Consider the following 14,867-nt stretch of genomic DNA (forward strand, 5'->3'; position numbering starts at 1 on the left):
ACAGGCGTACGCCGCCGCTTTCGGAAGCAAACACCCGTTCGACAGAGAAGGGGCCCTTCGCCAACACCAGTCAGCAATCTTTTCAATGGTTACATCAGCCTGTTCGTCGGAACGCTGGAGCCCTGATTGTGAGGCAAGTACATCTTCAGCGACGTCGATCTTCCACGGGCATTGCACGTGAAGAACCCACTTTCCGATGTGCTTTATCGCGCCATTTGGTTGACCAGTTTTTAATTCTGTCGCCAAGTCTTTCTCAGGTTTCGAAAGAACCGGCAGACATTAGCGCGTAACTGTCAACGTCCTTCTCAAAGTTGCGGGCCTGGTGTCATCGGCGAAGCACTTGCCGGCGGTCATAAGCCAGATGACGAGCAAATCCGATAGCTTGACCGATAGAACAGATCATGGCTAGAGCGAGCGAATTAGCGGGGAGTTAGACAAAGACAAGACCGAACATCGCAGCAAGGCCTCACTGCGTTTTGATCACCACATGCCGATAAACGATCGTCCACACCGTCAACGCCGCATATACCGCGTAGCCGACGTAAGTCGAGATACGATGCGCGTCATCGGTGTCAAACGACAGCACGACTCCTAGCCGCGCCGCGTTTTCACAAACGAGGCCGATGCCCCAAACGGCCGTCATCAACCGGATCGATCTCGCGAGCGCGGGCCGGCTCAGCCACATCGCGTCGAATTCGGACTCGCGCCCCTGGCGCTCGCGCGATAGCGTCGAGCGCGCGAGATAGAAAACGAGCGGCCGCCGCAGCAGAAGCGAAAGCAGAAAAAGCACACCGACGATGCCGCTTACCAGAGGCTCACGCGCCGCGCGCAATGCATCGGCAGCACCGGATGCGAAGATCAGCACCGACATCGCGATGCTCGCGAGCACGAGCGCACTGAGCGCATCGAAGTGCCGATAACGCAAAAGATCGATCCCGATCCACACAAATAGCGGAACGGAAGAGACGAGCAACGCGCCGGGCAGGCCGATGTGCGGAAAGGCGATGCGATACGCCGCCGTCGGCAATACCACGTTGACGAAAAATGCCAGCCCGTAACGAACGGAGGGAATCATCGTGACCGCCTGCTTTCAGGTGGGACAGGTGCGGCGAGACGCGAGAAAGCAGCGCAAGTATATCGGTTCAACTTTCCGTCAATCTGCTGTAAGGCGCACACGCTTGCACGAGTCCCTGAAAGCGCCCATGTCGCTGAACGACTTCTTCGCCAGATGTATAGTCGCGGCCTCTCCGCATCTCGCGGCGAGCTCGCGTGCAGTTTGTTAGGAATCTGGAGGATTTATGGCATTCAATCACCGCGGCTTTCGGGTAACTGTCGATATGGCGCCCGACCCGTCCGGCACGCAATGGCATTGCGAGGCCACGATTGAGGGCATCGAAGAACGCACACGCCAGGCGCACATTCCAGGCGTCGACGTGACCTTCCCGAAGCTGAAAATCGACGTGCTGATGGCGATGAGCATCATCGAACGCAACGCAGTCACGTCGATTGACGATTGGCATACAGCGCAGGTTGCATCTACCCAACTGCCGTGCGAACTTCACTGATCGATAAACGCCGTTTGTGCCGTAATCGAGGCGGCAACCTGTCGTGACGATACGAAATCGCGACATGGCCGGAGGAGACAAATTGACGCACCGCCGAAGCTTACGAGGTCGAGGCAAGCTTACGGGTTTCGTCATGCCCAAGCTTCGGGTAAGCTGAAACCACGTCAAAACCGGGGAGCAGCGAATGACGCTCAGAATTACAGCTGTCACAATCGATCGCAATGTCCATCCGAATACCGTCTTCGTGGTTCTGCAGAATCCGGCAGGGGAGTCGGCGAAGGTGCAGGTTCACTTTCAAGCCAGCATGAACGTCAACGACTTCACGCTAAAAGAACTCGAGCGAATGGCTCACGAAGAGCTCAAGCGTCTCGAAGACTGATGCTGCGCTGACGGACCGCAATTCAGGTCCCAAGCAGGTGCAACACGATGTCGCGCGTCGACGGCTCACGCCGGTGCTCGAACAGATAGATCCCTTGCCATGTGCCAAGCACGAGGCGACCCTCTTCTACCGGCACGGACAACTGCACCTGCGTCAACGCCGTGCGCAGATGCGCAGGCATGTCGTCGAGTCCTTCCGTATCGTGTTCGTAGCGATGCGCATCTTCGGGCGCGATCGTCGCGAAGTATCGCTCGATATCGCGTTGCACCGATGGGTCCGCGTTCTCCTGAATTAGCAGCGATGCCGAGGTATGCCGGCAGAAAATCGTCAGCAACCCGACTTCAATCGACTGTTCCGCGACGAACTCCCTGATCTGCTTCGTCATGTCGACGAGTCCGCGCGTGCGCGCCCGCACGTGCAGATGGTGAAGCGCTTGCAGCATTCAAAACTCCCCAAGGTCATTGCGCTGGTTCAGCCGGCGCCCAGGACAATTGAAGCAATCAAAGCGAAAAATCGCTAAAGCTCAAGCATAGGCGGCGATGTGCGCGCGCAGCAACCGTATCGCCCATCGGGCTCGCTCTCTCTGAGGGTCGTCTAACCACGGGTAAACACCCACGGAAACATCAGACATCTGATGTATATTCGGTCCGTTAGCCGACTCCCTTGCCCCTATGCGCCTGTCCGTCGAACACTCGATGAGCGAGAAGATCCAGGAATCGCTGATGGCGATGATCCGCGAGCGATCGTTGAAGCCGGGCGACCAGATACCCACTGAAATGGAGCTTTGCGAGCTGTTGGGGGTCGGGCGGTCAAGCCTGCGCGAAGCGGTCGCGCAGATGATTTCGCATGGTCTGCTGTCGAGAGTACAGGGACGCGGCACGTTCATCAGACAAATTTCGCTTAAATTGCAAGGCGGCCTCGATGATCTGATGTCTGTAACCGACATGATCCGCAGCGTCGGTGCAGTGCCGTCCACGTGCCGGATCCAGATCGAGCATATCAAGGCGTCGGAAAGCCTGGCGGGCAAGCTGCAGATCAACGTCGGCGATGATTGCGTGCGCATCGAACGCGTGCGCTGTGCCGATGACGCGATTGCCGCCTACTGCATCGACACGGTGCCGAAGGCCGTTTTCGATGCGGCCGGCAGCGATCTCGGCGAGTCGCTGTTTGCGATGTTCGCACGCACGGGCCGCCGCCTGTCGCACACGCATACGTCGATCCAGCCGACCATCCTGACGCCGCGCGATCTGCCCGAACTCGGCGATGGCTTCGGTCTGTTTCTGCTGCTGGACGAGGTCGATTTCGATCAAAGCGGCGAGCCGCTTTGCTACAGCAACGACTACTACAACACGAGCATCTTCAAGTTCGACCTGGTTCGCAAGAAGCGATAACACGCGGGCACTAACGCCTGGCGCAAAAGCGCCAGAGAACGAACCGGGCATTGCGGTTCAACCGTGGAGGAGACAGTCCATGGAATTTGAGGCAATGAGTTGTGACGAACTCTCGGCTTATCTATGCAGCGTACCTTCAGTCTATGCGCTGCTGAACGAGCCTGGCCAACTCGACATTGCCGAAGTCGGCGACGGCAACCTGAACTACGTCTACTTCGCGAGCAATGCGAAGACACCCGAGAAAAGCGTGGTCGTCAAGCAGGCGCCGCCGTTTCTGCGTCTCGTCGGCAAGACCTGGCCGCTGACGCGGCACCGCATGGAGCGCGAGGTCGCGGCGCTGCGGCGCTTCGGCGCACTGTGTCCGCAACATGTGCCGCGCGTCTATCACGCCGACAACGAGCGCTTCCTGATGGTGATGCAGCGGCTGTCCTCGCATCGCATTCTGCGGCAAGGACTGATGGACGGCATCGTCTATCCGAAGCTTGCCGGCCATCTGTCGACCTATCTTGCGCATACGCTGTTTTTCGGCTCCGATCTCTATCTCGCGCCGGACGTGAAAAAGCAGGCCGTGAGCGCCGCGATCAACAGCGAGCTGTGCAAGATCACCGAAGACCTCGTCTTCACCTATCCGTTCGAGGACCACGCGTCGAATGTCTACAGCGCTGCGTTTCCGCGCGCCGAAATCGAGCGGCTCTGGAAATCGCCCGCGTTGCGCGTCGCGGTCGGTGAAATGAAGTGGTCGTTCATGAACGACGCCGAAACGCTGCTGCATGGCGACTTGCATACGGGTTCGATCATGGTCAATCAGGACGAGACCTACGTGATCGACCCGGAGTTCGCGTTCTACGGACCGATGGGCTTCGATGTCGGCGCGGTGCTCGCGAATTTGCTGCTCGCCTATTTCTCGCGCGATTGGCACGACGGACATACGAAACCACACGCAAAAACGAGCGCGGCACCCGCGTATCGCGACTGGTTGCTCGAACAGGCCACGCAAATCTGGAACGGCTTTGCGACACAGTTCGCCGCGCTGTGGCGCGAGCACGAAAGCCGCCGTAAAAGCCATTTCATCGGCGACGATCGCAGCGGCGCATGCGCGGAAGCATTTCGCGCGCGCTTCATGCAGCGGCTCTTCGCAGCATCGCTCGGCTTTGCGGGCTGCAAGGTGATCCGGCGCATCGTCGGCATGGCGAAGGTTGCGGACGTCACGAGCATCGCCGACGATGCATTGCGCGCAACGGTCGAAGTACGCGCGCTGCGATGCGCGGAGCGGCTGCTCGTCGACCGGCATTCGATTGCATCGATCGACGACGTCGTCGCGCTGGCGCGCGAAGTTCAGGCGACGCACTACGAATAGGAGCATGCATGGTTTCGCCGTCGCTTTTCCAGAATTTGCCGGCCACGCTCGCGTGGGACAGCGATAGTCTGCGGATTCTCGATCAAACCCGTTTGCCGAATGAAACGGTGGTCGAGACGCTAGGCACCGCACAGGATGTCTGGCGTGCGATTCACGAATTGCGCGTGCGCGGCGCGCCCGCGATCGGCGTCGCGGCGGCCTATGGCTTGTGCGTCGCGGTGCAGCGCGCACGGCATTTGACGCTCGAGGCGTTTCGCGCCGCATTGAAAGAACAGGCTGCATATCTCGACAGCGCACGTCCAACCGCGGTCAACCTCAGCTGGAGCCTGAAACGCATGCTGCGCGCAGCGGATCGCGCGAGCGCCGCCGATACCGCCTCGCTCTATCGCGCGCTAGTCGATGAAGCGACGCGCATCCATCGAGAAGACGTAGCGCTTTGCGAAGGTATCGGCCAGCATGGCTTGCCGCTCATTAGCGCAGGTAGCGGCGTGCTCACGCATTGCAACGCGGGCGCGCTTGCCACGACCGGACTGGGCACCGCAACCGCGCCGATCTACACGGCACAGCGCGAAGGCATCGCGTTTCGCGTCTACGCGGACGAAACGCGGCCGCTGCTTCAAGGCGCGCGTTTGACCGCATACGAACTGCAGCAAGCCGGCGTCGACGTTACGTTGATCACGGACAGCATGGCCGCATCGTTGATGGCGCAACGATTGATCGACGTCGTGATCGTCGGCGCGGACCGCGTGGCCGCGAACGGCGACTTCGCGAACAAGATCGGCACGCTGAGCGTCGCAATTGCGGCGCGCTATTTCAACGTGCCGTTCTATGTTGCGTGCCCGTCGTCGACGCTCGATTTCCAGACGCCGACCGGCCGCGGCATCGTCATCGAAGAGCGCCGCGATGACGAGGTCACGCATCTGGGCGGCACGCCGATCGCGCCTGCGGGAATCAAGGTCCGTAATCCTGCGTTCGATGTGACGCCGCATGATCTCGTAACCGGCTATATCACCGAACGCGGCATCGTCCGCACTCCGTTCGATGCGAATCTCGCGGCGCTGTTCGGAGGAGCGGCGGCATGAACGGCACGAGCGGCACGAGCCGCACGAGCCGCACGAGCCGCACGAGCCGCACGAGCCGCACGAGCCGCACGAGCGCGGGCACGAACGATGCGGATGCGCAGAGCGGACACGTTCCGCAAGGCACACACGAAGCCGCGCTGCGCGACGAAATAGTCCGCACGGCTCGCGAATTGGAACGCCTCGGCATCAATCAGGGCACGTCCGGCAATGTCAGCGCGCGTTTCAACGAAGGCCTGCTGATCACGCCGAGCGGTGTGCCCGCAAGCGCACTGAGCGCCGATGCGATCGTGTGGCTGCCATTCGATGTCGAAGCCGACGCGCCGGTCTTCGCGCAGAGCCGTCCGTCGACCGAATGGCGTTTTCACCGCGACATCCTGCGCGCACGCAGCGATGTCGGCGCGGTCGTGCACACGCATTCGAGCGCGGCCACGGCGATCGCGATACACGGCAGGGACATCCCCGCGCATCACTACATGGTGGCGGTCGCCGGCGGCAATTCGATCCGCTGTGCGCCGTATGCGACGTTCGGCAGTCAGGCGCTGTCCGACCATGCGCTCGAAGCGCTGAAAGACCGCACCGCCTGTCTGCTCGCACATCACGGCGTGATCGCGCTGGGCCGCGATCTCGCAAAGGCGCTGTGGCTCGCGAACGAAGTGGAAGTGCTTGCGACGCAGTATCTGCTCGCGAGTCAGCTTGGCCCGCCGCCGGTGTTGTCCGACGACGAAATCGCCGAGGTGGTGAAGAAGTTCAGCAACTATGGTTTGCGCCGCGCAAGCGGCAGCGACAAGCCCTGACGTGCACCGCACGACACGCGTCAGGACCGGTTTTCGCATCGCAGTTCTGTTTGCCGCAGTTCTGTTTGACCCAACGCCAGACCGGATGCATCGGACACGGCGCATACAACTTGAACAATGGAGACACTCATGGCCTGGAACGCAGGAAGATTCGATCGCTGGACCTCATTCGGCCCGTCGGCCGCCGCCGTGCTGCTGTGCACGGCGGCCGTGCTGAGCGGCTGTTCGAAAAACGAATCGTCGTCGGGCAGCAACGCGGCAAGCGATACGAGTGCAAGCGCGCCCGCCGCGGCAAGTGCGGCGCCGGCCGCGGCCGCGTCGGGCGGCGGCGAGAACGGCGGCAAGGCGAAGGTCGGCTTCTCGGTCTCGACGCTGAACAACGCGTTCTTCGTCGGCCTGAAACTCGGTGTCGAGAAAGGCGCGAAAGCCGAGGGCTTCGAACTCGTGCAAACGAACGCAAACGGCGACGCGCAGCAACAGGTCAACGATGCGATCAACCTGTTGAGCCAGGGCGTCACCGCGCTCGTGCTGAACCCGATCGATTCGAAGGCGATCATTCCCGCGGTGCAGAAGGCGAACCAGATGGGCGTGCCGATCTTCACGCTCGATCGCGGCTCCGATGGCGGCAAGGTCACGTCGTTCGTCGCGTCGGATAACGTCGCGCTGGGCCAGACCGCGGCGAAGTGGATCGCCGATCAGCTCAAAGCACGCTATGGGTCGCCCAAGGGCAATGTGGTCGACCTGATCGGCCTCGTCGGCACGACGGCCGCCACGGACCGCGAAAAGGGCTTTAGCGACGAGATCGCGAAATACCCGGACATCAAGGTCGTCGCGCGTCAGGAGGGCGGTTTCGATCAGGAGAAATCGTTGAACGCAATGACCAACATCCTGCAGAAATTCCCGCAGATCGACGCGGTGTTCGGTGCCAACGACGACAACACGGTCGGTGCGGAAAAGGCGATCGACAACGCGGGCCGCTACAAGCCGCTCGGCGACAGGCAGCACATCATGGTGATCGGTGCGGACGGCACCGCTCAGGCGCTTTCCGCGATTCGCGCCGGCAAGCAGGACGCGACGATCTCGCAGAACCCGATCCAGATGGCGGCGAAATCGTTGAGCTTCATTTCCGACTACATCGCGAAGAAGAACGTGCCGGCGAACTACGCATGGCCGACGCTTCTGATCGACAAGTCGAATATCGACTCGGACGAAGTGAAGAAGTACGGCTTGTGGTCGCTCGAGGTCAGCCAGTAAGCGGCGGCATCGACAGCGCGCGTGCGTCGCGTCGAACGGTGGCACGACTCGACGTACGCGCTTCCTTGCACGCTCCGCTTCAACGCATGCTTTAAGAGCAGGACGGAATCATTCATGAATGCCGGAACGAGTTCGCAGCAGCAGGCCGCCGCCCGGGCCGAAGGGCGCCCGGGCGGCGTGCCGCCGTTGCTGCATATGGAAGGCATCGTCAAGAGCTTTCCCGGTGTGAAGGCGCTGCGCGGCGTGAGCCTCACGCTGCATGCAGGGCACGTGATGGCGATTGTCGGCGAGAACGGCGCGGGCAAATCGTCGCTGATCAAGACCTTGTCCGGCGCATACGAGCCGGACGAAGGCACGATCGAGATCAACGGCGTGGCGCTTGCGCGCGGCACGCATGCGGCCATCGATGCAGGCGTCGCGGTCATCTATCAGGAGCTGTCGCTCGTCAACGATATGACGGTGGCCGAAAATCTGTTCCTCGGCCGCATGCCGGCAAGCGGCGGTTTCGTGAACCGCCGTGCGGCCGACCGTCGCGCACGCGAAGCGCTCGCGCAGGTCGGGCTCGATAACGTGCCGCCGTCGATGCGGCTCGGCGATCTGCCGCTCAACAAGCGGCAACTCGTCGAAGTCGCAAAGGCGCTCGCGCGCGAAGCCCGCATCCTCGTGATGGACGAGCCGACCGCCGCGCTGCAGCACGACGATATCGCGAACCTGTATCGCGTCGTGCGGCGCCTGCGCGAGGGCGGCATGGGCATCATCTTTATTTCGCACCATCTTGAAGAGGTGTTCGAGCTCGCGGACTCGGCCGTCGTGATGCGCGACGGCGCGACCGTCGACGCGCGGCCGATGTCGCAATGGACCGAGCAGGACCTCGTGCAGGCGATGGTCGCGCGCAACCTCGATTCGTTCTATCCGTGGGAGCCGCGCGAATATGGGCCGGTCGTACTCGAAGTGCGCGATCTCGCCAGTCCGCCGGTCGTGCGGCACGCGGGCTTTGCCGTGCGCGCCGGCGAAATCGTCGGTATCGCAGGCATTGCCGGCGCGGGCCGCACTGAATTGCTGAAGGCGATTTTCGGCGCACAGAAGGTCACGCAGGGCGAAATTCATGTGCGCGGCCGCAAGGTCGACATTCATTCGCCGGCAGCCGGCGTCAGTGCAGGCCTCGTCTATACGGCCGAAGACCGCAAGCTCGAAGGGCTCGTGCTCGATGCGAGCATCGAGGAAAACATCGCGCTGTCTAGCCTGAAGGCGCTTGCCACGGGAGGTTTCGTGCGCAGTGCGCGAAAACGCAAGCTCGCGCAGGAGGCCAGTGCGCGTTTCGCCGTGCGCGCGCCGTCGGTGACCGCGATCACCGGCAATCTGTCGGGCGGTAACCAGCAAAAAGTGATTCTGGGCCGCGCAACGGCGACCGGCCCCGCGGTCATCATGCTCGACGAGCCGACGCGCGGCATCGACGTCGGCGCGAAGACCGAGATTTACGCACACATGATAGCGATGGCGCGCGCGGGCGCCGCGGTATTGATGGTCAGCTCCGAATTGCCGGAGCTGCTTGGCATGTCCGACCGCGTGCTCGTGATGTATCGCGGTCGTATCGTCACCGAGTTGCCGCGCGACAAGGCAGATTCGGAGACGGTGATCCAATGGGCTACGACAGGAGTAGGCGCATGAATTCGACGGCAGCAAAAGAAGCCGATTCGCAGGCGTGGTCGACACGCGTGATCCGGCAAATGCGCAGCGGCATCGGTCCGCTGCTCGCGGCACTTTTGATTATCTGCATCGTGTTGTCGTTCGCGTTACCGGAGTTTCTGACGACGAGCACGCTGACCAACATCATGGTGCAGGTGTCGGTGGTCGGCATCGCGGCGGTCGGCGGCACGTTCGTGATCATCACGTCGGGCATCGATCTGTCGGTCGGCTCGCTCGTCGCGTTGACGGGCATGGTTGCCGCGACGTTCATGGCCGGCTCGCAGCCCGATGCCCTGGGCCTCGGTCTGGCGGGTCTCGTGATCGCGCTTGCCGTGGGCGCCGGCGTCGGCGCGCTGAACGGCTTTGCGGTCGCATGGCTGCGGCTCGTGCCGTTCATCGTCACGCTCGCGATGATGGCCATGGCGCGCGGCCTCACGCTCGCCATTTCCGATGGCCGCACGAAGTTCGATTTCCCGAATGCGTTCACGGCGTTCGGCGCGAAATCGATCGCCGGATTGCCGATGCCGATGCTCGTGATGCTCGTCGTGTTCGTCATCGGCCATGTGCTGCTTCGTAAAACGACGTTCGGTCATCAGGTGTTCGCGGTCGGCGGCAATCGCGAGGCGGCGCGTCTGGCCGGTATTCCGGTGCAGCGCGTGATGTTCATCACCTACGCGCTCGCCGGCCTGACGGCGGCGATTGCCGGCATCGTGCTGGCCGGGCGCCTGAATTCGGCATTGCCTTCAGCAGCGAACGGGCTCGAACTGCAGGTGATCGCAGGCATCGTGATCGGCGGCACGTCGCTCGCGGGCGGGCGCGGCTCGATCGTCGGCACCTTTATCGGGGTCGTGCTGATCGGCGTGATCAACGTCGGGCTATCGCTGCTCGGCGTGAACCCGTTCTGGACGCAATTCATTCAGGGCGGCGTGATTTTCGCCGCCGTGATGCTCGATGCGCTGAGCCAGCGCCGCAAGAACTGAAACCCTTTTCTTTTCAGGCAGATCATTTCGGGAGAAACACGTGAAGAAGATCATCAATCAGCCGGACCAGTTCGTCGACGAAATCATCGAGTCGCTGTTCGTCGCGCATCCGGGCTGGATCAAAGCCGCCACCGCGGATCAACGTGCGCTCGTGCGCGCCGATGCGCCTAAAGCAGGGCACGTCGGCATCGTTACCGGCGGCGGCTCCGGCCATATGCCGGGCTTTCTCGGTTACGTGGGGCAGGGGCTGTGCAGCGGCGTCGCGGTCGGCAATGTGTTTTCGTCGCCGTCGTCGGAACAGATTTTCGAAGCGACGAAAGCAGTCAACGGTGGCGCAGGCGTGCTTTATGTGTACGGCAATTACGGCGGCGACGTGCTCAATTTCGATCTCGCGGCGGATCTGGCAGAGGCGGAAGGCATCGACGTGAAAACCGTGGTGCTGACCGACGATGTCGCGTCCGCGCCGCGCGAACGCTCGAGCGACCGGCGCGGCGTGGCGGGCATGGTGTTCGCGTTCAAGTGCGGCGGCGCGGCGGCCGAACGCGGCGATTCGCTCGATGACGTCGCGCGCATTACGGCGAAGGCGAACGACGCGTGCCGCACGATGGGCGTCGGCTTGTCGCCGACCATCCTGCCCGCGGCCGGCAAGCCGACGTTCACGCTGCCCGACGGACAGATGGAAGTCGGCATCGGCATTCACGGCGAGCCGGGCACGCACCGCGGCGCACTCGAAACGGCCGATGCGATTGCGGACCGGCTCTCCAGCGAAATCCTGCGCGATCTCGCGGCTCCGAAGGGCACGCGCGTCGCGGTGCTGGTCAACGGCCTTGGCGCCACGCCGCTCGAGGAACTGTATCTGCTGTATCGGCGCACTGCGAAAAACATCGCGGATCAGGGGCTTACGATCGCGCGCTCGTACGTCGGCGAGTATGTGACAAGTCTCGAGATGGCCGGCGCATCGATCACGATAATGAAACTCGACGACGAACTCGAGGCGTTGCTCGCGGCGCCCGCGCGTTCGCCGTTCTTTCGTGACTGGCTGCCGACGTGACGGCGACGGCGCGCGTTGGCAATGAACGGATCTCGTTGAACCGGAGTGAGGAGAGATAGGCATGAGCGTTTCCAGCAGTGACATGCGCGAGCGCGTGAGCCGCGCGCTCGATGCGTTGCCCGCGCATACCGAGGAATTGCGCGATCTCGACGCCGCGCTCGGCGACGGCGACCTCGGCATCACGGTGCAGTCCGGCTCGAAGGCCGTGGTCGCGGCGTGGGCCGCGCTGCCCGCCGATGCGTCGGCGTCCGACCTGCTGCTCGCCGCGGGCAAGGCGTTTTCGACCGCGAATCCGTCGACGTTTGCGGCGCTGGTCGGCGGCGGTCTGCTTGCGGCGGCAAAGACCGTCACCGGCAAACACGCACTCGAGAAAGCCGATGCGCTCGCCATCGGCCGCGCGATCGCGGCGCGCATCACCGAGCGCGGCAAAAGCAAGGTCGGTGACAAGACCGTGCTCGATGCGCTCGTGCCGAGCCTCGACGTGCTCGAAGCATCGCAGGGCGATGCGGGCGCAGTGCTCGACGCGATGATCAGCATCGCGAAGGAACAGGTCGACACGACAGCCGCGCTGCAATCGCAGAAGGGGCGCGCCGCATGGGTACAGGAGCGCAGCATCGGGCATCCCGATCCTGGCGCGACCGCTTATTTGAGGTTCCTCGAGAAACTGCGTCAGGCGTTCGCGGCGAGTTGACGAAGCTGCTGCCCGCGCAGCGACGCAGGCGCGAAGCGATGCAGCGGGCTGCAGTGTGCCGCAGCGGACGACGACTGGACGTGAAGGGCTGCGTGCGGGAAGCGATTGGGCAGTGCGGTTATGAAATGGCGCCATGTCGGCTTCGCGTAGCGTTGCAAGGCTTACGGCAACGGCCCGGGCGCACGGCATACGGGCTTTGCGCGCGGTGCCTCGCGTGCATCGATGGCCCGGGCCGAGTCATTTGATTCATCGGCATGTAAATTCTATAGTGCACGGGTCGCCGACGCCTTTCAGGGAGCTCCTTCATGCCTTCCGAATCCGTGCGCGAGCAATCGCCGCCGCCGCATCCCGGTCGCGCCGCGCTGCGCCTCGCGGTGGCGACAGTCGCGACCGGTATCGTCGCCGGCCTCGGTGGCGCGCTGCTCGCGCTGCTGCTGCACGGCATCCAGCATGTCGCCTACGGCTACAGCCTCGACAGGCTCGTCGATACACAGACGTTCCTGCAGGGCGTGACCGATGCGTCGCCGCTGCGTCGTGTGGCGGCGATGTTCGTCTGCGGCGTGGTCGCGGGTTTCGGATGGTGGGCGCTGCATCGTTTTGGCCGGCCGCTCGTCGGCATCGCGAAGACGCTTGCCGCGCCCGATGCGCCGATACCCCCTCGCACGACGCTCGTGCATGTGCTGCTGCAAATCGTGACCGTCGCGCTGGGTTCGCCGCTCGGCCGCGAGACCGCGCCGCGCGAACTCGGCGCCGTTATCTCCGGCTGGCTTGCAAAGCTCGCGCGGCTCACGCCCGCGCACGTGCGGCTGCTGATCGCATGCGGCGCGGGAGCGGGGCTCGCGGCCGTCTATAACGTGCCGCTCGGCGGCGCGGTGTTCGTGCTCGAAGTGCTGCTCGTCTCGATGAACGCGACTGCCGTCGCGATGGCGGTGACCGCCTCGGTCATCGCGGCGCTGACTGCACGTCTCGCGCTCGGCGACGCGCCGCTGTACGTCGTGCCCGCGCTGACAGACAGCACGAGCCTGATTATCTGGGCCGTGAGCGTGGGGCCGATTCTCGGTGTTGCGGCCTATGGCTTCAGTTGGGCGGCGAAGAAGGCGGGCGCGGCAGCACCGCGCGACGGCTGGCGCTTGCCGGCGTTGTGCATGTTGAACTTCACCGCGATCGGCGCGCTCGCCGTCTATTTTCCGCAGCTGCTCGGCAATGGCAAAAGCGCCGCGCAGCTCGGCTTGGACACGCATGTGACGATCGGCCTCGCGGCCGCGCTGCTCGCGCTCAGAGTAGTGGTGACGCTCGGCAGCCTGCGCGTGGGCGCATATGGCGGCGTGCTGACGCCGAGCCTCGCGATCGGTTCGCTGGCCGGCATCGTGCTTGGCAGCGTGTGCGGATTCGTCGGCGTCAATCTGCCGACGGGTGCATTCGCGTTGATCGGCGCGACGGCGTTTCTCGCGTCGTCGATGAATATGCCGATCACCGCGGTTGTGCTGATCGCCGAGTTCACGCATATGCGCCATGCGATGCTCGTGCCGATCGTGCTTGCCGTTGCGGGTTCCGTCGCCGCCGCCCGGCTGTGCAAGATGCTTGCGCGCAAGCCGTGTCAGGACGCGCCAACGCAGGGCGCGTCGGTCTGAGCGCGGCTGCGCCGGGTACGTCCGTTGCTGGTTCGTAAGCTCAGTGTGTTCAGGGAGCGCATGATGGCCACGACGAAACCAGGCAGCGGCGCGGACGACGCCGAGCCCTTCGATCCTTCCGAACAGTCGCCGACTGAAATATCGAAGCCGATCGGCGACGCGATACCGACGCCGGTCGAGCCCGGTCTCGATCAGCCGCTGCCCGAAAAGGGCGAGCAGCCTGCGAAGCATGATCGGGCGGACCCTGCCGATCATGCCAATCCGGCGGCGCCGGCCGATGCTGACGAACCGTTAGGCGAATCGGACCCGCCCAAGGGCGTGCCCGCACCAGGACCATCGGATTTCGCGTTGCGCGAAACCGTCGGGGAGCGCACGCGCGGCGGTGCTGCCTGATCTGTAACGATTGCCCGGAGGCAAGCATGCACGCGGATCCCGCAATCCGGCCCGATGCCACGAAGCTCGACGTCGAAGTATTCAAGCTGGCGCCTCACGACTGGGTGCCGAACAATCGCAAGCTGCCGGTCGTTTTGTACCGCGACGCGCTGTCCGGCGACGCCGGCATCGACGCCGAAGAGCGTGCCGCCGCATTCGAAGCACTGTTTGACGAGCACCACTGGCCGCCGCGCTGGCGCGACAGCATCTTCGACTACCACCATTTCCATTCGACCGCGCACGAAGTGCTCGCGATTGTGTCCGGCGAAGCCGATGTGATCGTCGGCGGGCCGCGCGGCCGCGTCGTGCATGTGCACACCGGCGATGTGATGCTGCTGCCCGCCGGCACCGGCCACTGTTTGCAATCGGCAAGCGGCCGGTTCAGCGTGGTCGGCGCCTACCCGGCAGGACAGCAGTGGGATATCCGCCGCGATGCGCTGACGCGCGAAGAGTGCACGAGGATGGAGGCCTTGCCGTTCCCGCCGTCCGATCCGGTACTGGGCCAAACCGGACCGTTGATCGATTACTGGTTGCGCGCCGGCTGAATCCGGATACGACGGCGACGGCGCTGTCG

At 63.4% G+C, this 14,867-nt stretch carries 16 protein-coding genes; 14 read left to right on the plus strand and 2 right to left on the minus strand.

Going from position 1 to position 14,867, the window contains the following annotated elements; all coding sequences use genetic code 11:
- Window positions 1-466: 466 nt before the first annotated feature.
- Entirely contained in the window at window positions 467-1,075 is a 609-nt protein-coding gene (locus tag QYH69_RS11030; protein WP_308831898.1) for a VC0807 family protein, read from the minus strand.
- A 223-nt stretch (window positions 1,076-1,298) separates the two neighbouring features.
- On the opposite strand from QYH69_RS11030, the gene QYH69_RS11035 reads away from it, so the two are divergent.
- Together QYH69_RS11035 and QYH69_RS11040 are read left to right on the plus strand one after the other, a co-directional pair.
- Window positions 1,299-1,565, plus strand: a complete 267-nt coding sequence (locus QYH69_RS11035) for a hypothetical protein (RefSeq protein ID WP_308831899.1) — start codon at window positions 1,299-1,301, stop codon at window positions 1,563-1,565.
- 184 nt (window positions 1,566-1,749) lie between these two features.
- Window positions 1,750-1,944, plus strand: coding sequence for a hypothetical protein (locus tag QYH69_RS11040; protein WP_308831900.1), 195 nt, complete (start codon window positions 1,750-1,752; stop codon window positions 1,942-1,944).
- A gap of 22 nt (window positions 1,945-1,966) precedes the next feature.
- On the opposite strand, the gene QYH69_RS11045 is transcribed toward QYH69_RS11040, so the two are convergent.
- Window positions 1,967-2,386, minus strand: coding sequence for a secondary thiamine-phosphate synthase enzyme YjbQ (locus QYH69_RS11045; protein ID WP_308831901.1), 420 nt, complete (start codon window positions 2,384-2,386; stop codon window positions 1,967-1,969).
- A gap of 253 nt (window positions 2,387-2,639) precedes the next feature.
- On the opposite strand from QYH69_RS11045, the gene QYH69_RS11050 reads away from it, so the two are divergent.
- The 12 genes from QYH69_RS11050 to QYH69_RS11105 all read left to right on the plus strand — a co-directional run bounded on the left by QYH69_RS11050 (window position 2,640) and on the right by QYH69_RS11105 (window position 14,838).
- Window positions 2,640-3,335 carry a GntR family transcriptional regulator gene (locus tag QYH69_RS11050; RefSeq protein ID WP_308831902.1) on the plus strand — a complete coding sequence of 232 codons (696 nt, stop codon included), beginning with the start codon at window positions 2,640-2,642 and terminating at the stop codon, window positions 3,333-3,335.
- A gap of 79 nt (window positions 3,336-3,414) precedes the next feature.
- Window positions 3,415-4,692, plus strand: coding sequence for an S-methyl-5-thioribose kinase (gene mtnK / locus QYH69_RS11055; protein WP_308831903.1), 1,278 nt, complete (start codon window positions 3,415-3,417; stop codon window positions 4,690-4,692).
- 8 nt (window positions 4,693-4,700) lie between these two features.
- A complete protein-coding gene (gene mtnA, locus QYH69_RS11060; RefSeq protein WP_308831904.1) occupies window positions 4,701-5,774 on the plus strand; it encodes an S-methyl-5-thioribose-1-phosphate isomerase in 1,074 nt (357 codons plus the stop codon).
- Entirely contained in the window at window positions 5,771-6,568 is a 798-nt protein-coding gene (locus QYH69_RS11065) for a class II aldolase/adducin family protein (RefSeq protein WP_308831905.1), read from the plus strand. Before mtnA ends, QYH69_RS11065 begins: the two co-directional genes overlap by 4 nt.
- Before the next feature lie 129 nt (window positions 6,569-6,697).
- Window positions 6,698-7,822 (plus strand): sugar ABC transporter substrate-binding protein, encoded by a 1,125-nt coding sequence (locus QYH69_RS11070; RefSeq protein ID WP_308831906.1) that lies wholly within the window; start codon window positions 6,698-6,700, stop codon window positions 7,820-7,822.
- Window positions 7,823-7,936: 114 nt separating this feature from the next.
- On the plus strand, window positions 7,937-9,490 hold the full coding sequence (locus QYH69_RS11075) for a sugar ABC transporter ATP-binding protein (RefSeq protein ID WP_308831907.1): 1,554 nt from the start codon (window positions 7,937-7,939) through the stop codon (window positions 9,488-9,490).
- Entirely contained in the window at window positions 9,487-10,488 is a 1,002-nt protein-coding gene (locus QYH69_RS11080; protein WP_308831908.1) for an ABC transporter permease, read from the plus strand. Before QYH69_RS11075 ends, QYH69_RS11080 begins: the two co-directional genes overlap by 4 nt.
- A gap of 40 nt (window positions 10,489-10,528) precedes the next feature.
- Window positions 10,529-11,539: a dihydroxyacetone kinase subunit DhaK gene (locus QYH69_RS11085; protein WP_308831909.1), complete on the plus strand. Its 1,011-nt coding sequence runs from the start codon at window positions 10,529-10,531 to the stop codon at window positions 11,537-11,539.
- Window positions 11,540-11,600: 61 nt separating this feature from the next.
- The gene (locus QYH69_RS11090; RefSeq protein ID WP_308831910.1) at window positions 11,601-12,230 is read left to right on the plus strand and encodes a DAK2 domain-containing protein; all 630 of its coding nucleotides are present in this window, start codon (window positions 11,601-11,603) and stop codon (window positions 12,228-12,230) included.
- 305 nt (window positions 12,231-12,535) lie between these two features.
- Window positions 12,536-13,861: a chloride channel protein gene (locus QYH69_RS11095; protein ID WP_308831911.1), complete on the plus strand. Its 1,326-nt coding sequence runs from the start codon at window positions 12,536-12,538 to the stop codon at window positions 13,859-13,861.
- 63 nt (window positions 13,862-13,924) lie between these two features.
- The gene (locus QYH69_RS11100) at window positions 13,925-14,254 is read left to right on the plus strand and encodes a hypothetical protein (RefSeq protein ID WP_308831912.1); all 330 of its coding nucleotides are present in this window, start codon (window positions 13,925-13,927) and stop codon (window positions 14,252-14,254) included.
- A gap of 26 nt (window positions 14,255-14,280) precedes the next feature.
- Window positions 14,281-14,838, plus strand: a complete 558-nt coding sequence (locus QYH69_RS11105; protein ID WP_308831913.1) for a cupin domain-containing protein — start codon at window positions 14,281-14,283, stop codon at window positions 14,836-14,838.
- Window positions 14,839-14,867 lie beyond the last annotated feature (29 nt).

The sequence above is a fragment of the Paraburkholderia sp. SARCC-3016 genome, from assembly GCF_031119615.1.
In the GTDB taxonomy this organism is placed as follows: Bacteria; Pseudomonadota; Gammaproteobacteria; order Burkholderiales; family Burkholderiaceae; genus Paraburkholderia.